We start from the raw sequence: 22489 nt of genomic DNA on the forward strand, positions 1-22489 counted from the left end.
GTATCGCTTTTTCGCCCGCGATTTCCGCGGTAACTCCGGAGACGTACCGTTTCGCTGCGGGTCTCGCTCTCTCGCTCGCGCACGAGAACGACTGCAGTCGAGATCGGACGAGACGGATCCACTCCGATTCGATCGCGGGAGCGTCAGTAGAAACAGGTCTCGTTCGGGAGTAAGACTCGATCAGTCATCGGCGACCGCGGGCGTCGACCCGTATCCGGAGTCGGATTCGGTCTCGACCGTCGGTTTCGTCATCTCGATCTGGATTTCCCCACCGACGACGGAGACGAGCACGTCGTCGAAGCTCGTGCGATACTCGGTCGCGTGCTTGCCGGAGGTGTTGATGCGAACCCGCTCTTCGACCAGTTCGGCCTCGGTCAGCAACTCGACCTTGCGGTAGGCCGTCGACATGGGGATGTCGCACTCCTCGGAGACCTCCGTCGCCGTCAGCGATTCCTCGGTCGTCGCCTCGAGGATGGCTCTGCAGGCGTCGTCATCGAGCGCGGCGAGCACGGCCTGCGGGTCGACGGGGTCGTCGTTCTGCCAGCCTCGCTTCGGGGAATGGGGGTTCGTCGCGGACATCTGTTATACTACATAGTAGCGGCCCCGGCCCCTCCAAATGAGTCCCACTAAATACAGGGTTCTTTATATGTGGTAGCGGAAATCCGTGGTTTCAGTCGGGATCGAGTCGCGTCCTCGACGCGGCTCGCGGTCCGTGAACCACCTCGGCCCGCTTTTCTGTAGACGCAGGGTTTAGGGGGTTCGGCCCTCACATCCGTGAGTAATGGCCTCGGGGATTCGTGCGGAGGTAAAGATCGACGACCCGCCCGACTGCGTCGTCGCGCAGGTTTCCGCCGAGACGAGCGGGCGTGTTCACTCCGTCTCGAAGAGTACCAATCCGTCGACGCCCGAGCGCGTGACCGAGGAGTTCATACTCGAGACGGAGACCTATCCCGACGAGTTCGACGTCGACGCGGAGCTGTCGCCGATCTTTTCCTACGGCTCGAGTTCGGTCTACCGGTTCGAGCGCGAACTCGGCTGTGGCTGCCCCTGCGAGTGCATCGAAGAATACGACTGTCCAGTGGTCGACGTCCGGACGAAGGGCGCGTCGCTGTATCTGACCTTTCACGCGTCGGATATGCACGGGTTACAGGCCGTCATCGGCGAGTTGCGCGAGCGATACGCGAACCTGGACGTCCAGCGGCTGCTCCAGTCCCAGCAGGACCACGACGAGCGGAACCTCGTCTTCGTCGACCGGAGCACGCTGACCGACCGCCAGACCGAGGTGCTGGAGACGGCCCACCGAATGGGCTACTTCGAACACCCCAAGCGGGCTAACGCCGGGGAGGTCGCAACGGAACTCGGGATCACCGGCACGACGTTCACCGAACACCTCGCGGCGGCGCAGACGAAGCTCTTGAACGCAATTCTGGAACATGAGTAATCAACCGCGCCAACGAAAGTCGGTGATCGAACGCGATCGGATCGTGCCAGTGAACGGCGACTCGAGCCCTATGAACGTGTCGGGTCCTACAGGTCGATGGTATCGAACCGCAACCCTATATATACTGGATGCACTCCTAGACGGTAGACAATCAGCGTTTCACCGACGTTCCCCCCGATATGAGTAGATACGAGTTCACATGCCCGGAGTGCGGGCAGGAGATCGAAGTCAACGAATCGATGCGCGAGGCCACGCTCACACACGGCTGTCCGGTCTGTGCGGCGTCAGTCACGCCCTCGGATTTCGTCGCAGAACAGCCGACGAACTGAACGCTGCGTCACTGCCCTCGGTTTCGGTATCGACTCGACTAGCCGCTCTCACTCCTCCCGGTCGACTTCCGTCCGCCGCCCGTCGAGCGATGTCGGCGCGAGCCGATAGAGTTCGATATCCAGCGCGTCCTTTCCGTCGGCCCAGATCTCGAACAGCGGTCGCTTCGCGTTTCCGTACTGGGCGATTTCGCCCGGCGTCAGCTCCGACGGCGCGATGTTCTCGAGTTCGCCCGTCGCGATGACGCTCCGGTAGGTCGAGCCCGCCTCGTCGTAGACGACGAGCCGCGCTTCCGGCGCAGACTCGAGGAACTGGCGCTTCTCGCTGTCGGGCGTCGACACCATCCGCATGTAGAACTCCCGGCCGTCGTCGTCGTAGCCGTACGAGATCGGGATCGCATAGGGTTCGTCCGTCCGTGCGAGCGACAACACCCCAGTCTCTCGGCGACTGAGGAAGTCGTCGATCTCCGCGTCCGTCATCTCTGTCTCCTGGTCGATAGCCATCGTCTCAGTAGTTTGCCAAAGGAGAAACGTATTCTTTATAGTTGTCATCGACCGCGAGACGTATCGCCGATGCGTCGTCGGCAGTGATGGCCGTCCGGTGTCGCGTCCTATCGACTCGGCGACTCGTGTTCGCCGTCGGTGTCGCCGGTGTGTTCGCCGTCGGTATCGCCGGTGGTTTCACCCTCGTCCGTCCCGATAACGACCGGCTCCCGGATCTCGAGTGCCGTCTCGAACTCGTCCTCGCGGTCCGTTCGCCGGCCGATTCGGAGCAACTGCTCCTCGTGTGCCCGGCGGATGGCCGACAGTTCGCGGTCGGTCACGTCGATCTCGTCACCGATCTCCTCCCAGTGGCCCCAGTCGACGAGGAATATCTCGAGGTCCGCATCCGCGTACAGCCGTTCGTACTCCCGACGGTAGCGCTCGAGGTCCGATCCCAGCGCGACCTGCGCGCGTTCGACCAGATCGGGCAGCCGCGTCGGCGGGACGCTCGCCTTGGCGGCGGTGAGGACGAGCACCTGGCCCTCGATCGGCTGGCCCGCCATCTCACCCACCCGCGCGCATCGCCTTCTGGGCGAACCGCTCGACGAGCGGCTCGAGAGTGTCCTCCTCGCCCTCGAAGGTGACCGTCACCTCGGTCAGCTGCAGCGAGGGACCGATGTCGACCGTCTCGGATGACAGCGTCGCCGTCCAGTCGTCGCCCTCGACGGAGTCCTCGTCGACCCGCTCGCCGCCCAGATTCGTCAAATACCGGATCGCGAGCCGTTCGGAGATGCCGCGAAAGGAACGCTCGAGACGGGTTACCATACACCCGATTCGATTGCCGGACAGATAAAATCGCGTTCGGCAGTAACACGTGCCCCGTTAGACGAGTGCACGAAACAACACGACGGCCCCGATGCCGCCGCACAGCGACAGCAGGATGTGTTCCGTTCGCCACATGACGAGCAACACGACGCCGGCCGCGCCCCACTCCGCCGGGCCGCCGGCCGCCAGTTCCGGCCCGAGGATCGCGATCACGATCGCCCCCGGCAGCACCGAGAGTCCGGCCTCGAGTCGCTCGCTCACGTCGATTCGGCGCAGGAGCCAGAACCCGCCGACCTTCGTGAGGGCGGTCACGAGCGCCATCGCGAGGACGAGGCCGACGACGAGCGGGTCGAGCGCGAGGGCCCCCTCACCGATCATAGCGGATCACCTCCACCGCGGCGGCCGCGAAGCCGCCGAGCAGGATGTACCACTGGCCCGGAACGAACTCCGCGGCGAGGATGGCGGTCGCGAGCGCGACGAGCCACGGGACGAGCGTCGAGCGCCCCTCCCAGAGTTCGACTGCGAGCGCGACGAAGACCGCCGCGAGGACGAAGTCGATCCCGTACCGCGTCGGATCGCCGATCGCGCCGCCGGCGGCCGCGCCGACGATCGTCGCCCCGACCCAGAAGACCCACATCGCGATGCCGGTCCCCAGCAGGAACGCGCCGCGACCGCTGCCGGATTTGAGTTCGCGCATCGTCAGCGCCCAGTTCTCGTCGGCCATCAGCAGTAGGCTCCCGTAGCCCCGGAGCGCCGAGAGCCGCTCGAACCACGGTCCCAGCGCCGCGCCCATCAGCGAGTAGCGGAGATTGATCGCGAGCGTCGCGAGGACGATCGTCGCGACCGGGATCGGCTCCGCCCAGAGTTCGACGGCGACGATCTGGGCGGCCCCGGCGAGGACGGTCGCGCTCATCAGTGCCGCCTCCGCGACGCTCAGTCCGGCCCGGCGGGCGAGCATCCCGAATGCGATCCCGTAGCCGCCGACGCCGATCGCGACCGGGAGGCAGGTGAGAAAGCCGGCGCGGATCCCCTCGCGGCCGAACGTCACGGACTCGGTCTCGTCAGCCGCCGAGAGCCGCGTCTCCTCGGTTTGTTCGTCCGACGGCCGGCCAGCGGATTCGCTGGGGATGGGACCGGAATCAGGGTCGTTGCCGTCCGTTTCCGTCACGTTCGTCTCGAGTCGAACGAGGCGTAAAGCGTTCTCGAAATCGCGCGCAGACGCCGTGATTATCGACAGCGCTTCGCACGAAGGACCGGCGGTTCACCGCCCATAGACGATCAGTGCGACGCCGACGAGTGCCGCAGCGAGTCCGTACCACGGGCCGCTGACGACTGCGAGGGCGACCGCGAGCAGGACAACCACGACGCCGACGAAGAGACATAACTGCTGGGCCGTCGTCCGGTTGTCGCCGCTGCCGATGAGCCGGTCGAACCCCAGGTCGAGTAGTAGTTCGGCGACGACATCGAGCATACGCGATACTATTCTTACATTGATAAAAAGTGTACGGGGACCCTCACCGTTTCGCGACGACTTTCGCCCCGTTACCCGCCGGCGACCGGCGGGAACACCGAGACCACGTCGCCCGCTTCCAATGTGGTCTCGACGCCCGCCATGTGCACCACGTTGCGGCCGTTTTTCAATACGCTCAGCTGCGGACGGATCGCTCCGTCCTCGAGTAACTGCCCCTTGAGGCCGTCGTACTCGGTCTCGAGGGCGGTGAGGACGTCGCCGACGGTCGCGTCGTCGTCGACCGTGCGCGTTCGCTCTTTTTCCCCGACGGCTTCCCGAAAGGTGGCGAAAAACCGGAGATCGATGTCCATACCCCATACTCGTGTTCGGACGCCATAAGTGCGGGCGGTGGGCCGGATCAGGCAGCCGATGCCGCCGGCGACGTCGTGTACGAGACCGATTCGATGCCCGCGTTCTCGAGCGCGTCGTCGATGGCACTCGCGCCGATCTCCGTCGCTGCATCGGCGTCGTCGGCCTCGACGGTGACCGTCATCGAAAACTCGAGGGTGATCGTGTACGGGTCGAACGGACCGTTCGGATGTTCGTACACGTCCGCGTCGTCGATCTCCCAGTCGGCGATCGTCCCCGCGGTCGCGAGGGACTCGAGGGTGTCCGCGAGTTCGGTCGTCGCATCGTCGCAGGCGGTCGTATCGGATCCGCCATGTAGCGTCACGAGCGTCGTCCCCGACCGGGATACAGCGAACTCCATACGCTCCCTAGTCAGTCTGCGGATTTGAACGCTTGGACTGAGACGTCCGCTGGACATTCTCCGTCCGTCTCGAGACCGCGTTGGGGGATCGCTATAGGTCTTTCAGGCGGATCCCATCTTCGACGAGTCGTGCGTTTCGCTCCCGATCGAGGTGGTCGCCGAGTTCGTCGTGCGCGTGGAGTTGGGCGATCACGTCGGCGTACAGCGTCCGCCACGCGATCGCGTAGATCGGCGACTGCCCCCACGCCCGCAGTTCGGGGACGAACGCGTCGTAGGTCTCGTAGCGCTCCTCGAAGCGATCGACCGCCTCGAGCACTTTCCCGGCGGCCTCGCGCTCGTCGTCGGCCTCCGCGATGACCCGATTAAGTTGCTCTTCCCAGCCCGCAACGGCCTTCTGCATGTCCGACGCCGCGCTCTCGTCGTCGTCCGGCAGTCGCTCGAGTATCGGTTCCGGAACGCCGAGGGTAATTTCGTCCATGTGACGCTGTATGCAGTCGACTGGCATGAACGTGGTCCCCGATTCGGTCGGTGCTGGACCACTGTGATCCGAGTTACGACATGGTTGCTTGCCACTGCCCGATGAACGGAGACAGATCTGATGGGAAACGACGTATCGATCCAGACTGGTCAATGTGTGCGGTGGCGCGCGCTGGGTCGCGGTGAGCGGACAGCGAACCGCGGCTCGATGCTGCGCGAGGGATGAGCGAACGCAATGAGCGAATCGGCTGGGGAGGGCGTGGCGATTCCCTGTTGCCACGATAGCAGGACATGTCGTTTCTCACAGTACCATCCGAATTCCCCGTTTAGCAACAATCCGTATTGATCGAATACTCGTCTTCGGCTGAACGACGGCATTGCTACAAAACACCGCTGAACTTCACATTGTCTAGGGCCACGTCGAAAGCATAATCTCGTCGACGAACTCGTCGTCGAGACAGTACTGGCCCTCGTGCTCGCCCTCGCGCTGCCAGCCGTTCTCCTCGAGGAACTCGATCGCGGCCTCGTTGGTCGCCGGCAGGTTCTGGTAGAGCTTCCGATAGCCGGCGTCGGTCGCCCACTCGAGACCGTACTCGAGCAGCGATGAGCCGATCCCTTGCCGCCGATACTGGGGATCGACCCCGACGGTCACTTCAGCCGTGTGTCGAAGCGGTTGGAGTTCGGGAGCGTCGAGGTGGAGCCAGCCGACGACCTCGCGGTCCCCCGTCGATGCGTCCTCCTCCGGCTTGGCGACCTCCTCTTCTCTGGCACCGTCCGATTCGGCCCCCTCGTCCGACTCAGCGCCTTCGTCCGTTTCGGCGTCGTCCACGACTGACGCCTGCCCGCGGACCGCGACGAACACGATCCGCGACCGCTCCTCGTTGGCCCGGACGAGCGCTCGCTCGCGCTCGAGTTCCGTCGCGACGTTCTCGGCGACGACGTACGTGCCGTCATCGACGACCGTTCGCATCGTTTCGACGACGCCCGCCCGATCCTCTTCGCGCGCCGGTCGGATCGTGACGACCCCGTCCTCGCACTCGAGGGCCGTCGTCGTGGCCGAGAGCGCGACCCGGAGCTTTCCCTCGTCCTCCGTCAGGTAGCCGTCGGCTCGCAGCGCCTCGAGCGCCGCTCGGAGGTCGTCCGGCGCGGGTGGCACCGTTTCGGTATACGCACCCGATCGGGCGGGCTTCGAGTGGGCTCGACCGCCGTCGGTCTCGATCGATCGGGCAAGCTCGGCCAGCGTGACGGCACCGTTCCGCTCGACGTACTCGTACACTCGCCGCTGGAGATCGCTCTCGAACGAGCCCGTCGGGTAGATGCTCATACGGACGGGCCCGCCGACTGACGGCATTAGTATGCGATCCATATCGATCGCTACCCGCGAGCACCCGCCGCGAAGCGATCCATTGCTCGTCAGCTCGAGTCGTTTCGACGATTCCTCACGCCGGTCACGTCGGGCCAATCTCGCGTTAGCCGTCGCAGTTTCTTCGACCGAGGGCGATGATCGAGCAGCGGGATTTGATATAGCCTTATGTGGTTCATCTTCGATGGGTGGATGGTACTGGACTCGAGTCACAGCCGGACGACCCAGGGGAACGACAACGGATTCATCGATTCACACCGGGAACGGGTCGTTCGCACACCGAACTGAACGAGCGCTCGAGCGTCTGTCTCCGAAACGGGCGCTGCGTGGTCATCCGAACGAGACTGCTTCGACTCGACATCGATCGTTCGCCTCCGATAGTCAGTGGGTATTCTCTCGAGCCGGTGTCACCGACTCCTCCCTCTGGAGGGTTGTGTATTCGGTCGGGTTCAGCACGAGGAACGGTGTCCGTCTCGTGTGGGTGAAAACCGTTCTCGGTTTCACTTCTCGAGAACAGATCGCAGTGACGAAGTCGACTGGTAGTCTCCCCCTCACGCGGCTGCCGATTTCAGAAGACGGCGTCGCGATTAGCTGAAGGTGAGCTCGAGTAGTGTCCAATTGCGAGGCATCCACACAGTTGCAGCTCCCGGATCCGTGCTCGAGAACCTGGCACTTTCACGGCCGCGAACCCGGGGTGTAAGCGATCAAGAACCTGTTCGCGATCAGCTAAGCAGTCGATTTTCGTTCGTTCTGGCCCGATCACGGCTCCAATCGACTCGCCGATGGTCCCGCTCTATTCCCGGACACCTGACCACGACCGACCGACAGCGGTACGGTTGAATCACTTGTTAGGCACGCAGTTCGTCCGAACTGGGGTTTCGTCCCGATCTGGCAACGCGAGCGTTCGGACGGGAGTGATCGAATGCCGTTTCGACCGCTCGTCGAATCGCCGCATCATCGTTGACCGGTCTGCTGTGTTCGTCGGCGAGGATGCGCCGGATTCCGACGACCGCCGTTCTGGCAACCGCCGTTCCGGAGATCGCAACTCCCGATCGATCGCTGAACGAATTCGCTTCGTTTCCGATACTGCGGTCTCAACCAGGGTGACGCACCGGGTTCCCGACGCTGTTCGGGATGGCGTCGAACTCGTGACGGACTGGTCGGAAACGCGGCGATAATCCGCCGATTCAGGCTTTCACACGCGGCGGATCGCCAGTACCCACGCGTGCTACCAGCTACGCGCATTCTCCACGCATAAATGATATACTGCGATATCGAATCAGAGCCGCTTTCGGAAGTTTCGGAACCGGCCCGGCGTCGTTTAATATCATCGAGAACGAACCGATCCGACGTGATCGTCGACGGCCGCGTCCTGCGCGAGGATTTCGTGCCCAGTGAGGTGGTCCACCGCCACGACGAGGTGAACCTCCTCTCGGAGACCCTCGAGCCGCTGCTGTCCGATGACCGGCCGGATCCGGCCTTCCTCTTCGGGCCGACCGGCGTCGGCAAGACCTGCATCGCTCGCTACACGCTGGCCCAGCTACGCGAACAGGAGCCGGCGGTACGGGTCGCCTACGTCAACTGCTGGCAGGAGTACACGCGATTTCGGGTCCTCTACCGGGTCCTCGAGGGTGTCGATCGGGCGGTCGATGTCCACCGCTCGACGCCGAAAGACGAGCTGTTCGAGCGGCTCTCTCGGGCCGACGACGAGCCGATCGTCGTTATTCTGGACGAAGTCGACCAGTTAGAGGAGACGGCCGCCTTGTACGATCTCCACCGATTAGGACACGTCTCGCCCGTGTTGATCGCCAACCGCGAGGAGGAGCTGTTCGCGAGCTTCGACGATCGGGTGCGCTCGCGGTTTCACGCCGGCACTCGAGTCCGGTTCGATCGCTACGGCACCGACGAACTCGCCGCGATCCTCGCCGAACGGGCGGAAAAGGCACTCGAGCCGGGCGCGGTGACCGACTCCCAGCTGCGGACGGTCGCCGACGCCGCCTCGGGCGACGCTCGCGTCGGAATCGGGGTGTTGCGATCGGCCGCTCGTCGCGCGGAGCAACAGGGGCTGGCGTCGATCACCGACGACGCGCTCGAGGCGGCGATCCCGGACGCGCGGACCGCGATCCGCCGGAAGACCGTCGAGGGGTTGATCGAACACCAGCGGGTGCTCTACGACGTGATTACCGACGCGGGCGAGATCGAACCCGGCGACCTCTACGAGGAGTACGAGCGTCGGGTCGACGAGCCGAAGACGAACCGAACCCTGCGGAACTACCTGACGAAGATGGTCCACTACGATCTGATCGAGGCCGTCGGCAAGCGCCGGGGCCGGACCTATCGGCTCGTCGATGCGGATCGCGGGGACGGTGAGAAGAACGAGTGACCAGTATGGAGGAGCGGCGGCGCTCGCGATCACGAAACGCGTCTCGAAGTCCCTCGTCGACTACGGCCAGCGGACCCACATCGTGGCCGCGCTCGAGCGGTACGAACGCCGCGGAATCGACTGCCATCCCGATCAGTCCGTCGAGTACGTCGTCACGGACGACGATTCGCGCGGCTCCGAGCGCGTCAGACTTGCACTCGAGGCCCCGCAGAGTACGACGCTGACTACTACGTAACGCTGCTCGTGCGGGCCTATGAGAGCGTCACCTCGCCGCTGGGCTGGAGCCGCGCCCGAATTTGGCGGTCGTTGCGCGACGGCCGGACGATCCGGCTGTTGACGGTCGTCGACTGACTGTGGAAATCGGTGATCACCGACTGCGGAAACTGGCGACTACCGATCAACGGTAGCTACTTTCATTAAAACGCGAAATTCACTGAAACGCTAAATACTGGCTTGAGAGGAGGGATAGCGCTAGGTTTACACCATCTGCCCGTGTGTTGATCGTACATGGCTGCTTCCGATTCTTCGTCAGGTACTCTCCGCTCACGCGTCCGCCGGCAGGAGGCCCTCGCGGAACTCGGCCAGCGGGCCCTCGAGTCGACGGACCTCGACGGAATGCTGGCTGAGGGGGCCGCTGCCGCTACGGATGCGCTCGCGGTCGACGCCTGCTCGGTCCTCGAACTGCGCCCCGACGGCGACGCGGCGGTGCTGCGGGCGGGCGACGGCTGGGACGAGGACGCCGTCGGCTCCGTGACGGTACCGACCGATCCCGATTCGTGGGCAGGTGCCGCGATCCGATCCGCGGAGCCGGTCGTCACGGACGCCGAGCGCGACGACCACGGTGATGACCCGTTCACCCCCGATCGACTCGCCGGTCGCGACGGCTCCGTCAGGATCGACGGCTCCGTTGGAATCTGCGTCGGGATCGGCTCGAGCGAGGAGCCGTGGGGCGTTCTCTGCATCCACGCACCGGCGGATCGCGCGTTCACCGACCGCGAGATCGAGTTCGCCGCGAGCGTCGCCGACCTCCTCGCGACGGCCATCGAGAACATCACCGAGCGCGACCGCCTCGAGAGCGAACTCGAGACGACCGTCGATCGGGTGACGGACGCGTTTTTCGGGCTCGACACCGACTGGACCATCGCATACGTCAACGAGCGAGCGCGGGAACTGATCGATCCCGAGGGCGAGGGACTGCTCGGCGAGAATCTCTGGGAAGCGTTCCCGGCCGCGGTCGGTTCGACGTTCGAAGCGGAGTATCATCGGGCCATGGAAACGCAGGAGCCGACCAGCTTCGAAGAGTACTTTCCCCCGCTCGAGGCGTGGTACGAGGTCCACGCGTACCCCTCGGAGACGGGGCTGTCGGTCTACTTCCGGGACGTCACGGACAGCAAGGGGACCGAACGGGAGCTGGCGGAGACGAACCACACCTTACAGCAACTGTACGCGATCACCGCCGACCGCGAGCTGAGTTTCGACGAGAAGGTCGACGGCTTGCTCGCGCTCGGACGCGAGCGCCTCGGGCTCGAGGGCGGCTTTCTAGCCCGTATCGACCAGGCCGGCGACCGCTTCGAGGTGACCCACGCGAGCGGCTCCAACGAGCAGCTTCGCCCGGGGACGGTCACGCCGCTGTCGACGTCCTACTGCAAGCGGACAATCGAATCCGAGGGGCTGCTCGCGTTTACCGATTCGCCGCTCGAGCACGGCATCGACGCCGACGCCTACGACGAGTGGGAACTCGATGCGTACCTCGGCGGGCAGGTGATCGTCGACGGCGAACCGTACGGAACCCTCTGTTTCGAGGACGAGGCGACGCGCTCGGAACCGTTCACTCCGGCGGAGCGGTCCTTCGTCGAACTCGCGACCCAGTGGGTCAGTTACGAACTCGAGCAGCGCGCCCACCAGCGCGACCTCGTGGAGAGCGAACGACGGTACCGAACCCTCGTCGAACAGTTCCCGAACGGGCTCGTCGCGCTGTTCGACGAGACCATGGAGTACACGCTCGCCGGCGGACAGATCCTCGAGGAGATAAACACGACCGGTTCGGACTTCGTCGGACAGACGGTCCAGCAGCGCTACGAGGGCGAGACGCGCGAGACCTTCGAGGCGAACTTCGACGCTGCCCTCGCTGGCGAGCACCGCTTCTTCGAGTTCGAACGCCACGACCGTGAGTGGTCGGCCCACGCGGTACCGGTCGAAGACGACCGGGGCGAGGTGTTCGCCGGGATGCTCATGGTCCAGGACGTCACCGAGTCGAAGGCGAAACAGCGCCAGCTGCGCGAGCGGGAAACCCGCCTCGAGCGGTTCAAGGCGTACACCGACGACGTGCTCGACGCGGTCGACGACGTGTTCTACGTCCTCGACGAGACGGGGGATCTCATGCGGTGGAACGAGACGCTCACGGACGTGACGGGCTATACGGACGCCGAGGTCGAGTCGATGCATGCCCTCGAGTTCTTCGAGGGCGAAGACGCGACCGATATCTCGACTGCGATCGCGGACGCCTTCAAGACGGGACACACGCGCGTCGAAGCGACGGTGCAGACGAAAGACGGCACCGAAATACCCTACGAGTTCGTCGCCTCCAAACTCGAGAACCCCGACGGCGAGCCGGTCGTGACCGGGATCGGGCGCGACGTGACCGACCAGCGGGAGTACCAGCAGAAACTCGAGGGAGTAGTCGGCGACCTCGAGGAGTCCAATCGGCGGTTGGAGCAGTTCGCTTACGCCGCGTCCCACGACCTCCAAGAGCCGTTGCGGATGGTTTCGAGTTATCTCACGCTCATCGAGCAGCGGTACGCCGACGAACTCGACGCCGACGGCGAGGAGTTCATCGAGTTCGCGGTCGACGGCGCCCAGCGCATGCAGCAGATGATCGACGGGCTGCTCCAGTACTCCCGGGTCGACACGCAGGGCGATCCGTTCTGTCCCGTCGATTGCGAGGCGGTTATCGACGACGTACTGGCCGACCTCGAGGTACGGATCGACGAGACCGATGCGGAGATCACCGCGGAGTCGCTGCCGCAGGTCTACGGCGATCCCGGACAGCTCCGCCAGCTGTTTCAGAACCTGCTCGACAACGCGATCACCTACTCGAGTAATGGAACCCCACGTATATCCGTATTCGCCGATAACAATGGGGAAACATGGCAGGTCTCAGTTCGCGATCGGGGGATCGGAATCGACTCGAGCGACACGGATCGTATCTTCCAGGTGTTCGATCGGCTACACAGTCACGAGGAGTACGACGGCACCGGGATCGGACTCGCACTCTGTCGGCGCATCGCCGAGCGCCACGGCGGCGAGATCAGCGTCGACTCCCAGCCCGGCGAGGGGTCGACGTTTACGGTCGCGCTGCCGACGGTACCCGACGCGGACGAAGAGGACGAAGAGCGAGCACGCGCGCCGGCCCGCGAGGCCGATACCGAGACCGATTCGCCGATGGAATCAGTGACCGATGAGTAAGTCAGAGCGACCACAGTCCGAGCCGGCACAGATCCTGTTAGTCGAGGACAATCCCGGCGACGTCCGCCTGACGAGGGAGGCGTTCAAACAGGGACGGATCGAGAACGACCTCCACGTCGTCTCCGACGGCATCGAAGCGCTGGCGTTTCTCTCCCAGCAGGGCGAGTACGCCGACGTACCGCGCCCGGACCTCATCCTTCTGGATCTCAATCTGCCCGGCAAGGACGGCGAAGAGGTCCTGGAGGAACTCAAGGACGATCCGGTGTTGCGTGCGATCCCGGTGATCGTGCTGACGAGTTCCCGCGCGGAGGAGGACGTCGTCAAGTCCTACGAACTCCACGCCAACGCCTACCTCACAAAGCCGGTCGATCCGGACGAGTTCATCGAGACGGTCCGCGCCTTCGAGAAGTTCTGGTTCTCGGTCGTCCGACTGCCACCGGAGGTCGACAACTGATGAGTGAGACGAACACCCAGACCGTCGATGTAGAGGGCGCGGAGACCGAGGACGCGCTTCACATCCTCCTGATCGAGGACAACCCCGGCGACGCCCGTCTCATACAGGAGATGCTTCGGGGAACCGAGGAACTCGCCCAGCGAGTCACCCCTTCCGAGACGGCGAGTCAGACGCCCGAAATCACCCGCGAAACCCGCCTCGAGGAGGGCCTCGAGACGATCGAATCATCGTCCACCGATATCGTCCTGCTCGATCTGAACCTCCCCGATAGCGAGGGGCTCGACACCCTCGAGACGGTCCACGAAGCGGCGGGAGAGACGCCGATCGTCGTTTTGACCGGCGTCCGCGACCAGCAGGTCGGCGTCGAGGCGATCCAGCGCGGTGCCCAGGACTTCCTCGTCAAAGACGAGGTGACCAGCGAACTCCTGGTGCGAACGATCCACCACGCGATCGAGCGCGCCCGCCAGCAGCGCGAACGCCGCCAGCAGCGCGAGCAACTCGAGGCGCTCAACCGGCTCAACCGGATCGGCCACGACATCACCCACGCGGTGATCACGACCGAGACGCGCGCGGAACTCGAACAGGAGGTCTGTGACCGACTCGCCGAGGACGACGCCTATCGGTTCGCGTGGATCGGCAGCGTCAATCCCGGCAGCGACCGCGTCGTCCCGAACGCGGCGGCCGGCGTCGAGGACGGATATCTCGAGGAGATCGACGTCACCGTCGACGAGGACGACGAGAGCGGACGGGGGCCGGCAGGAACGGCGATCCGAACCGGGGAGGTCCAGGTGATGAACGACACCGGCGCGGATCCCGAGTTCGGACCGTGGCGGGAGGCGGCACGCGCCCGCGACTACCGGTCGTCGGTCGCGATTCCGATCACCCACGAGGATCTCGTCTACGGCGTATTGAACGTCTACTCGTCGTCACCGCGATCGTTCGAGGGCCCCGCGACCGCCGTTCTCGGCCGGATCGGCGACGTCATTGCCCACGCGATCACCGCGATCGAACGCCGGGACGCACTCGTCAGCGACGCCGTCGTCGAACTCGAGTTCCGCGTCGAGGCGATGGCCGAGGAACTGGTCGAACTCTCGACGACGGAGTCGTGTACGATCGAGTTCGAGCAACTGGTCGGCAGCGACGAGACGCTCCTGGCCTACGGCTCGGCACACGGCGTCTCTCAGGAGGCGTTTCTCGAGGCCACCGATCGGACCGACGGCATCCGCGACGTTCGGTTGCTCGCGGCCCGACGCGACGAGTTCGAGTTCGAACTCGTCGCACCCGCCGCCGTCTCCCTGTTCGAGACGATCGCCACCCACGGCGGCCGCGTCGCCTCGGCGACGATCGCCGACGGGGAGTTCCGGTTCGTCGTCGAACTCCCGCGCGGCCGGGACACCCGCCAGATGATCGAACTCATCAGGACCCAGCGCGACGACGTCACCTATCTCGCACAGCGGACCACCGAGCGCAGCGAGCGCAGCGACAGCGGCGCGTCGTCCGTCCTCGAGGACGACCTGACCGAGAAACAGCGGGCCGCCCTCGAGACGGCCTACTTCGCGGGCTACTTCGACTGGCCGCGGGGCAGCACCGGCGAGGAGATCGCCGAGCGCCTCGGCATCGCGCCCGCCACCTTCAATCAGCACCTCCGGACGGCCGAGCGGAAGTTCTTCAACTCGATGTTCGGGGAGTAGGAGTTGTTTCCGGGTCGAACACGTCTGTTTTTCCCGTTAGAGATCGACCCCATCTGCGAGGAGTTCGTGCGACCGTAGCACGTCGTCGTGACCGGCGATAATATTCTGGACGATCACGTCGTCGACGCCGACCCGATCCGTCAGTTGCTCGAGTAGGTCTGCCACCGTTGCCGGACTCCCCGAAATCGAACGCGTCCCGGGGCCAGCGCGTCGAGAGAGTAAACATCTCCGTGACCTTGAACGGCTGGTAGTGATTGAGAAGGACTGTTCCGGAACCGACCCGTATCTCGTCGGTTCGGGCTGCGAGATGCGCGATCAGGACCTCTGACGTCGTGCTCGCGATCGAGTCGGCCATCCCGTGATGTTCGGCCACCCAGAACCGCGAGTAACCGAGTTCCTCGACCAGTTGGGCGAGTGCAACCGTGTTCTCGTAGGCTTCGGTCGCGCTCCCGTTCTCGGGTACCGGCGCGAGATCGACGATCGAGAGGTTCACACCCGTGTTGCGGGATGGGGACTCACTAACAGTGCGTTTCGCGGTGTTCTCGAGGGGAAAGTCGGCGTTCCGTTCGACTAATGGGGTATGGGACGACGCAGTGATTTTGTAGGGACCGACTGCGGTAAGTGCAGGTGAAGAAGTTACCACTGCGGTCGGGTCGCAAGGAGTGCACCCGCGAGCGACCACCGGGAGCGAGCGGCCTTTTTAGCGTAGATTTTTGCGCCGAGGGGTGAGCGAGCACCGCGAGCGAACCCGAGGCGAAAAAAGGTACGTTTGTACACGTAGTTGCCGTTCAGTACAGGAGTACTACTTTTCAGACTCCGACGATTCCAGACCGTAGTCTTCTGGATTATACTCGTCGGTCACGGACAGTACCAACAGGATTCCGAACGAAACAACTGCGATATAGAAGACATCCAGATGTATCGGTCCGACTGTAATCAGGTGGGTTCCCGGACTAGATAATACGACTGTTGCTATCAAGCCACAAAACCCGATAACCGGATAGTGGTAGTGGTGTATTTTGGTCCATATTCGAAGCCACCTCGCCATACCATGCTCGATGGCTGCGGTTGCTATAATTTCTTGGACGTTCAGTTCGCATACGGACGACCCGGCCGATCTGCTGAAACTCGAGTGAAGTCGATTCCTGAATTCGACTCTACCCAGCCCGTTTGAACGGGCAAAACGGATTACGCGCCGCGCGGTTCGGTCGCGGGCGGAGTCACGTCGTCCATAGGACGTCGAGACGCCATGGCGACGGCCACCATCGAGAGCCCGGTCACGAGGAGGTTCACGCCCACGAGCAGGCCGATGGCCCACGCTGCGGTGGCCGGAAAGCCGACCCAGAGGAGTCCGGCGAGGACGAGCGCGATGACGCCGCTGACGGCGATCGAGGTTCGGCCGCGAGATGCGGGCATCCGCACGGCCGTCGCGAGTTCGGCGATCCCGGCAATCACCAAGTACGCCACGAGCGCGATCGTCAGCGTGACGAGGGCGATCGCGGGTGCCGCGAGGACGACCAACCCGGCGAGCACCGAGACGGCCGCGAGCGCCGTCTGCCAGATCGAGCCGCGCCGGCCGCGCGCCGTGAACGCGTGCACGCCGTGGACGATTCCGCCGACGACGAGCAACGCGCCGAGCGCGATCGATACCGAGAGCCCGGTGATGGCCGGAGCGGCCATCGCGAGGATCCCGATCAGTCCGACGATCCCACCCGCAATCGCGAGGGGTCGCCACTCGTTCTCGAGGGCGTAGCCCTCGTCGTCTCCGGTGGTTGCTGTGATACTGTTCATCTGCGTCACCGGTACTCCGTACGTCGTGTAGGTATATAATACAAATATACGATTTGACAGTCCGTCGCGGAAACGGACCGGTCCGAAACCGGGACGAACGGCATTCACGGGTCATCTCGAGGCCGTGCCGAACGATATATATTCGACGAAATGCAGACGAAGCACGGTAATTATCTCGATAGGGGTGACACCACAGACTGTGACCGACGAACGCGATGGTGGTGACCGCGAGTGTGACCTCTGCGGGGAACGGGTCCCGGCGGCCGTCTATCACGAACACCTGCTCAAGTCGTGTCCCGGCCGTTGCGGGGAGTGACCCGCCTCGAGCGAATCGGCTCACCGGAACGGTTCCGTGCCGAAGGGCCGCAGTGGCGGCGTTTCCGAGAGCGCGGTCTCAGATGCCGGTGTCCGAAGGCGACTCGGGTTCACCCTCGAGTCGCTGGTAGCAGTAGTAGGAGTACGCGGTGGTGATCGCGGCCGTCAGTAGCAGGGGAACCATGAGAAAGTAAACCGCGTAGTCGCCAAAGAAGAGCCCGACCAGCGTGACCAGCGCGGTGAGCTTGAACAGCTGGCCGCCGAGTTCGTGCGTGCGCTCCCAGACCGCCGCGCTGCTGAGCGTCCACGGGGTGCGGATGCCGACGAACCAGTTCGGCTCTGCGCGCGTGAGCAACGCGCCGATGCCGTAGAAGAAGACGGCGATCGCACCGAGGACGAGCAGCGTGAAATCGAACTCGTACCCGAGATTGAACGCGAGGATTCCGAGGTGAAGGACGAACATGAATCCCGTGAACGCGACGACGAACCAGTCGTAGGCGGCGCGGAACGCGTCGACGTTCTCCCCGAGCGGGTCGACTCGAGGGACCACTGCGAGGAGCGCCAACAGCGCCGCTGAGAGGATGGGAACGAATGCGAGGCCCAGCGTTTTCGACATCGTCCCGTCCGGCTCGCCGGCGGCGTTCCAGTGCGTCACGAGCCGATCCGGAAGCTCCGGTGCCGCGAGGACGCTGGCGACGCCGGCGAGGACGACGAACGCGCCCCCAGCGTCAGTCGATGAGTCGTCTTCATACCGGGTAATACGGCGTCATTGCGCATCAAGCTGGGGTTCGGACACCGGAGAGCAGCCGGGAGGCGGCCGCTAGGGTGCCTCGTTATCGGCTCCAGCGATACCGTTCGCTCGAGCCGAAACGCGGGACAACGCTTTTCCGGCTCGTTGAACTCACAGCGAGACAGTGACGGGAGCGTTGCCTTCAAGAATCTGGCAGTGTCCGGAGTGTGACCGATCCGTTAACGGATTCGTGAACGGCTGTCGGTGTCCATCCTGTCGGGAGAAGGTCTTCGACGGCGAAGTCATCGCCGATCAGTTCGCTTCGAGCGCGCAGTGACGGATGCTGTGTGAGCCGAGCCGGCCTATTTCTCTTCGACGTGGCGGATCTCGCAGGCGACGCCGCGCGTGCTCTCGGCCATCTCGCGCCCGAACATTTCGGCGCGGCCGACAGCGAACGCCTTCGGTCCCTCGACGATCACTTCGTCGCCGACGCGAATCTCTTCGTCGGCGTCGACGACCCCCGGCGCGAGCACGCTGCCGTGCGGGACGAAGCCGTCAATCTCGACGCGCTTCGCCGGTGCATCGCTCTCGAGCCACTGTCTCGCCCCCGCGAGCGTGAAGGAGAGGGTACCGTACTGGGGGACCATCGTCGCGAGCTGAGTGTCCTCACTGTCGCGAACCTGGATCTTGGGGTAGCGACCGGTCGTCTGGATGTCCTCGAAGAGGTCGTCGCCCGCTCCGTCGCCCAGCAGGTAGTCCGCGATGGCGCGGACGGTGTTGTGCTCGCGCTCGCGCTTGGGGTACTTGAGTTCGCCCGATAGCGCCTGCGAGAGGTTCGCGAGCGACTCGTCGTCGGTCGGATGCTCGGCGACCGTATAGGTGATATCGAGGTCCAGTCGCTCCTCGACGCGCTCGACGATGTCGCGGTAGCCGTCCTCGGGGACGTGGGCGATGATGGACGGATACTCGTTGCGCTCGAGGTAGCGCTGCAGGACCGTACTGACGAACTGTTTTTCGTCCTCGGACCAGCGGCCCGTCACCACGGTGTCGTAGTGCTGGGCGGGGTAGGTCGTCTCGAGTTCCTGCGGGACGACGCCAATGGGGCTCGTCATCGAGACGAGGTGGGCGCGCCACTGGATGGCGTCGTGGAACTGGCGGTGGCTCTGGGACTCGCTGTAGGGTTTGGCGGCCGAACACGGAACGAGCACGAGCGGGTTCTTGAACCGGTTGCGGTACCGCGTCGTCACCCGGTCGGCGAAGCGCTGGATCTCCACCCGGCGAAGGGTGTCCGCGGACGCGGCGTCGATCTGGGCGTCCCGAAGGATGGGTGTGCGTTCCTCGAGGTACCCCCACTGCGAGTCCAGTTCGCGCATCGCGGCGGTGAGCCACTGGTCGTGGCGGGCCTGTCCTTCGACGTAGTCCCGAAGCCGGCCGTCCCGGATCCGGCGGCGGACGATCGCCAGTTCGGCCTCGAGAGCGTTGACGTTGTGGTCCGCACAGTCCTCGCGCGTAAACTCCTCGCGGGGCTGTTGGCAGGCGGGACACGAGCAGGGTAACTCCTCGAGGTCCTCGAGGAAGTACGCCTCGTCGGTCGTCAGATACCGCCCCTCGGTGCCTTTCACGACGGCCGCGGTCTCGTCGAACAGATCGACGCCGGCGTAGGCCAGCAGGGCGACGTTCCGCGGCGTCGCGACGCCGGAGAACAGCAGGGCGGTGTCAGCGGGGATCGCCTCGCGAACGTTCACGACGGCCTCGACCAGCGCCGCACCGTGGCCCATCACTGACTGGACGTTCGAGAGGGCGTAGGCGTCCGTTCCTTGGGATTCGACGCTCTCGCTCGAGACGACCGCGACGCTGGGATAGTCGACGTCGGGGGCGTCGACGGCGAACGACTCCTGGACTTCCTCGGCGGTGCCGCCGGGGAACGCTCGATGGGGAAGCACCGTGAGCTGTGACTTGTCGCCTGTGGGAATCCCGCGGTCCTCGCTCCAGAGCGAACCTGCATCCTCGAGGATGTCGTCGACGAGTGCAGGCGTCGAACGCGGCGAAGAGAGGCGAAGTTCGCCCACGCGCGCGGCCCCGTCGCGCTCGTGTACTTCGAAATAATCGGTCATACTCGGTATGACCGGGGAGAGCGAAAGAGGTTGTCGATAGCGCGCTCGAGATGCCCGGTGTATCGAGGTGAACGAACTAGGGGTGCTTCTCCGAACCAAATACCCGTCGTTTATCGTGATTGTTTTCTCGTGTATTACTGTCCTCTATACCTGAATCCATCGGGGTACAGGTGAGAAAATTAAACTTTATACCCTAGCAGTTGGAGGTCAACCTATATGTCATCGAAATCGAAACCGAACCTGCGATCCACGGACGAGTTCAGGGCGTTCCTGGCCGTGTTTCTGGTCGCAGTCGTTGGGGTAGCGACAATCGGTCTGCCGGTCGTTTTCGGCGGACCGGCAACGACTGTCGAAGCAACGGAGCCGGCTCCCGAGTTCAAATCGTACGACTCGGTCGCACAGGCCGAGTCCGAACTCGGTGCGGCCGACGACATCTATCTCGGAGAGAACGGGAGCGCCGTCCTCCGCTACGACGACGAAACGGACGTCAACAAGTTCGAGGCGGGCATGGATGTCAGCGAAGGATTGGTTCACATGCTGGTCGTCGACGACTACGAAAATTCGGAGGGCGAACTGGAATCGGCGAACTTCTCGGCGATCCTCGATCAACAGGGACTCTCTGGGAGCGGCTCGTTGATCATGCAGCAACCGGAGGACCTGCAGGACCTCAGCATCGACGTCTCTGGGGAAGTCTCCGAGGACACGAACGAATTCGACGCGACCGCGTCGGGAACGTTCGACAGCGAGGCCGAGACGACCGGTGCGGTCAGCACGAGCGGCTCCGTCGCCGTAACCGCGGACCGACTCGAGACGAGCGGGGATGTCTCCGTCGAAATGAGCGACATGGGTGGCGCTGAGTCGGACATGTATCTCGATGCCACCGTAGAGGAGCAAACCGACGGTTACGAGGTCGCTGTCTCGCAGAAACAGACCGTCGACGAGGGAGACGCCAGTCGGTGGGAGACGCGGAAACAGGCCAAACAGACGCTCCAGCGACAGTACGGCACGTACGCCGCGCTGCTGGGCGGGGACAGTACCGTCTCACTCACGAACTACGACTTCGAAGAAGGACCGAACGGCAAGTCCCAGCTCGAGATCGACTTCACCATCGAGTACACCGGCGTCGACAACGGTATCGAGGAGCAGCTCACGGACCAGTTGGCGAACGATCCGTCGACCGACCTGAGTCGATCTGACGCGGAAGAAATCGCGACCAGCGTCACCGATCTCGAGATCGAGACCATCTCGTTCACGGTCGACGCGAGCGATAGTTCGGTGGACGCCAACTGGGACGTTTCGATCGCGAACTACGACGAACTCACGTTCGCGATGTTCGATCTCGCGGAAGCGACTGACACGGACGACCAACTGCCGGAGGACCAGCTCGAGGACGCACGAGCGGCGATCGAAGCCCAGCAGGCGGCGGGTCTCGAGACGGAACTCACCTGGGATGGGTCGATCGAGCAAACGTCGTCCGAGACGATGACGTTCGACGCGACACTCGCGAGCAATACCGAAAACTGGGACGCCTACATCGACGAACTCGAGTCCCGAGACATTGAGCCGCCGAACGATGTCACGTTCGAGTTGACGGCCACAACCGATGGTGACCAGCTTGCGGTCGACGGCGAGTTCGAACTCGAGGGCGAAGACCTCGTCGGCCAGGCGATCAAGAGCGTGACGCAGTCGGCCCAGACCGGTCCGTCGGGATCGACGATGTCCGCGGACGCCGACCAGTTCGTTTCGGCGCTGGCCGAATCCGAACTCGAGATTGCTCGCATCGACGCCGGTCTCGAGGATGGAACGGTGCGCGTCGAAGGTGGCGCGAAGTTCGAGGATATGAGCAAGCTCACTGACACGGTCAGCGAAAGCATGGCCATCAGCGGGATGGCGACCGAACAGAACGGAGAGACGGTGTCGACGTACGTCTATGTCGACGAAATGGCCGATATCGACACCTCGTCGGCGACGAAATCCGATCTCGAACACCTCGACGTGGTCGATTCCGAGACCACCGTCCACCAGGCCGGCGAGTGGGACGATGAGTTTCCGGAGATCGATACCGACGAGATGAGCGAGTTCCTCACAGCGCAGGACAACGAAGAGACATCCGAAAACGAGGATGAGGACGAGGATGACTCCGATAGCGTTCCCGGCTTCGGGATCGGGATCGGACTCGCATCGATCGCCGGATTGCTGACGGCGCTCGTGCTCCGACGACAGACGTAACGCAGCCACGATCGACCGCAGCTATTTTCGCAGTGTTGTGGTCGATTCCCACAGTGGTCGCTGACAGTCGATCGGTGTACAAATCGGTTCAGTTGGTACTATATCGGCGGTGTCACCCGATCGATGGGACGCCGTCAGAAGACAGGAGCTGCAAGACACGAGCCGGCAGTCAGCAGTGTGACC

23 protein-coding genes and 2 pseudogenes are annotated in these 22489 nt (G+C 64.0%); 9 read left to right on the forward strand and 16 right to left on the reverse strand.

Annotation, left to right across the window (positions count from 1 at the left end):
• Positions 1–180: 180 nt before the first annotated feature.
• Positions 181–579, reverse strand: coding sequence for a winged helix-turn-helix domain-containing protein (locus HYG81_RS32615; RefSeq protein WP_180840346.1), 399 nt, complete (start codon positions 577–579; stop codon positions 181–183).
• A 202-nt stretch (positions 580–781) separates the two neighbouring features.
• On the opposite strand from HYG81_RS32615, the gene HYG81_RS32620 reads away from it, so the two are divergent.
• Positions 782–1441 (forward strand): helix-turn-helix domain-containing protein, encoded by a 660-nt coding sequence (locus HYG81_RS32620; RefSeq protein WP_180840347.1) that lies wholly within the window; start codon positions 782–784, stop codon positions 1439–1441.
• 179 nt (positions 1442–1620) lie between these two features.
• Positions 1621–1770, forward strand: coding sequence for a DUF7560 family zinc ribbon protein (locus HYG81_RS32625; protein ID WP_180840348.1), 150 nt, complete (start codon positions 1621–1623; stop codon positions 1768–1770).
• A gap of 48 nt (positions 1771–1818) precedes the next feature.
• On the opposite strand, the gene HYG81_RS32630 is transcribed toward HYG81_RS32625, so the two are convergent.
• The 10 genes from HYG81_RS32630 to HYG81_RS32675 form a co-directional block, all read right to left on the reverse strand.
• Positions 1819–2271, reverse strand: a complete 453-nt coding sequence (locus HYG81_RS32630; RefSeq protein ID WP_180840349.1) for a pyridoxamine 5'-phosphate oxidase family protein — start codon at positions 2269–2271, stop codon at positions 1819–1821.
• A 107-nt stretch (positions 2272–2378) separates the two neighbouring features.
• The gene (locus tag HYG81_RS32635; RefSeq protein WP_180840350.1) at positions 2379–2813 is read right to left on the reverse strand and encodes a DUF8048 family protein; all 435 of its coding nucleotides are present in this window, start codon (positions 2811–2813) and stop codon (positions 2379–2381) included.
• A 1-nt stretch (position 2814) separates the two neighbouring features.
• Positions 2815–3075, reverse strand: coding sequence for a MoaD-like domain-containing protein (locus HYG81_RS32640; protein WP_180840351.1), 261 nt, complete (start codon positions 3073–3075; stop codon positions 2815–2817).
• Positions 3076–3132: 57 nt separating this feature from the next.
• Entirely contained in the window at positions 3133–3453 is a 321-nt protein-coding gene (locus tag HYG81_RS32645) for an AzlD family protein (protein ID WP_180840352.1), read from the reverse strand.
• Positions 3443–4243 carry an AzlC family ABC transporter permease gene (locus tag HYG81_RS32650; protein WP_180840353.1) on the reverse strand — a complete coding sequence of 267 codons (801 nt, stop codon included), beginning with the start codon at positions 4241–4243 and terminating at the stop codon, positions 3443–3445. The genes HYG81_RS32645 and HYG81_RS32650 overlap by 11 nt, the downstream gene beginning before the upstream one ends.
• A 93-nt stretch (positions 4244–4336) precedes the next feature.
• Complete coding sequence (locus tag HYG81_RS32655) at positions 4337–4546, reverse strand: hypothetical protein (protein WP_180840354.1); 210 nt, start codon at positions 4544–4546, stop codon at positions 4337–4339.
• 71 nt (positions 4547–4617) lie between these two features.
• Positions 4618–4896 carry a ubiquitin-like small modifier protein 1 gene (locus tag HYG81_RS32660; protein ID WP_180840355.1) on the reverse strand — a complete coding sequence of 93 codons (279 nt, stop codon included), beginning with the start codon at positions 4894–4896 and terminating at the stop codon, positions 4618–4620.
• A 47-nt stretch (positions 4897–4943) separates the two neighbouring features.
• The gene (locus HYG81_RS32665; protein WP_180840356.1) at positions 4944–5294 is read right to left on the reverse strand and encodes a hypothetical protein; all 351 of its coding nucleotides are present in this window, start codon (positions 5292–5294) and stop codon (positions 4944–4946) included.
• A 91-nt stretch (positions 5295–5385) separates the two neighbouring features.
• Positions 5386–5772, reverse strand: coding sequence for a DUF7971 family protein (locus tag HYG81_RS32670; protein WP_180840357.1), 387 nt, complete (start codon positions 5770–5772; stop codon positions 5386–5388).
• Between the two features lie 408 nt (positions 5773–6180).
• Positions 6181–7095: a GNAT family N-acetyltransferase gene (locus HYG81_RS32675; protein WP_180840358.1), complete on the reverse strand. Its 915-nt coding sequence runs from the start codon at positions 7093–7095 to the stop codon at positions 6181–6183.
• 1390 nt (positions 7096–8485) lie between these two features.
• Here HYG81_RS32675 and HYG81_RS32680 point away from each other — a divergent pair.
• The 5 genes from HYG81_RS32680 to HYG81_RS32700 all read left to right on the forward strand — a co-directional run bounded on the left by HYG81_RS32680 (position 8486) and on the right by HYG81_RS32700 (position 15127).
• The gene (locus HYG81_RS32680; RefSeq protein ID WP_180840359.1) at positions 8486–9517 is read left to right on the forward strand and encodes a Cdc6/Cdc18 family protein; all 1032 of its coding nucleotides are present in this window, start codon (positions 8486–8488) and stop codon (positions 9515–9517) included.
• The gene (locus HYG81_RS32685) at positions 9501–9752 is read left to right on the forward strand and encodes a hypothetical protein (RefSeq protein ID WP_180840360.1); all 252 of its coding nucleotides are present in this window, start codon (positions 9501–9503) and stop codon (positions 9750–9752) included. Before HYG81_RS32680 ends, HYG81_RS32685 begins: the two co-directional genes overlap by 17 nt.
• A 272-nt stretch (positions 9753–10024) precedes the next feature.
• Positions 10025–12982: a PAS domain-containing protein gene (locus HYG81_RS32690; RefSeq protein ID WP_180840361.1), complete on the forward strand. Its 2958-nt coding sequence runs from the start codon at positions 10025–10027 to the stop codon at positions 12980–12982.
• Entirely contained in the window at positions 12975–13436 is a 462-nt protein-coding gene (locus HYG81_RS32695) for a response regulator (RefSeq protein WP_180840362.1), read from the forward strand. Before HYG81_RS32690 ends, HYG81_RS32695 begins: the two co-directional genes overlap by 8 nt.
• Entirely contained in the window at positions 13436–15127 is a 1692-nt protein-coding gene (locus HYG81_RS32700) for a bacterio-opsin activator domain-containing protein (protein WP_180840363.1), read from the forward strand. The genes HYG81_RS32695 and HYG81_RS32700 overlap by 1 nt, the downstream gene beginning before the upstream one ends.
• 36 nt (positions 15128–15163) lie before the next feature.
• Here HYG81_RS32700 and HYG81_RS45400 read toward each other — a convergent pair whose 3' ends face one another.
• From HYG81_RS45400 to HYG81_RS32710, 3 genes and pseudogenes are all read right to left on the reverse strand, one after another.
• Positions 15164–15292: a hypothetical protein gene (locus HYG81_RS45400; RefSeq protein ID WP_255647730.1), complete on the reverse strand. Its 129-nt coding sequence runs from the start codon at positions 15290–15292 to the stop codon at positions 15164–15166.
• Positions 15293–15315: 23 nt separating this feature from the next.
• Positions 15316–15620 (reverse strand): annotated as a pseudogene (locus HYG81_RS32705) (LLM class flavin-dependent oxidoreductase); the annotation flags it as partial.
• 695 nt (positions 15621–16315) lie between these two features.
• The gene (locus HYG81_RS32710; protein ID WP_180840364.1) at positions 16316–16918 is read right to left on the reverse strand and encodes an HdeD family acid-resistance protein; all 603 of its coding nucleotides are present in this window, start codon (positions 16916–16918) and stop codon (positions 16316–16318) included.
• 184 nt (positions 16919–17102) lie between these two features.
• Here HYG81_RS32710 and HYG81_RS45405 point away from each other — a divergent pair, with 184 nt between their 5' ends.
• Positions 17103–17234 (forward strand): hypothetical protein, encoded by a 132-nt coding sequence (locus tag HYG81_RS45405; protein ID WP_255647595.1) that lies wholly within the window; start codon positions 17103–17105, stop codon positions 17232–17234.
• Positions 17235–17312: 78 nt separating this feature from the next.
• Here the strand turns inward: HYG81_RS45405 and HYG81_RS32715 are convergent.
• Together HYG81_RS32715 and arcS are read right to left on the reverse strand one after the other, a co-directional pair.
• A pseudogene (locus HYG81_RS32715) lies at positions 17313–17983 on the reverse strand (SdpI family protein).
• 342 nt (positions 17984–18325) lie between these two features.
• On the reverse strand, positions 18326–20077 hold the full coding sequence (arcS, locus tag HYG81_RS32720; protein WP_180840365.1) for an archaeosine synthase subunit alpha: 1752 nt from the start codon (positions 20075–20077) through the stop codon (positions 18326–18328).
• 216 nt (positions 20078–20293) lie between these two features.
• On the opposite strand from arcS, the gene HYG81_RS32725 reads away from it, so the two are divergent.
• A complete protein-coding gene (locus tag HYG81_RS32725; protein ID WP_180840366.1) occupies positions 20294–22306 on the forward strand; it encodes a hypothetical protein in 2013 nt (670 codons plus the stop codon).
• The last annotated feature ends 183 nt before the right edge of the window (positions 22307–22489 follow it).

This window comes from Natrinema zhouii, from assembly GCF_013456555.2.
Taxonomy (GTDB): Archaea; Halobacteriota; Halobacteria; order Halobacteriales; family Natrialbaceae; genus Natrinema; species Natrinema zhouii.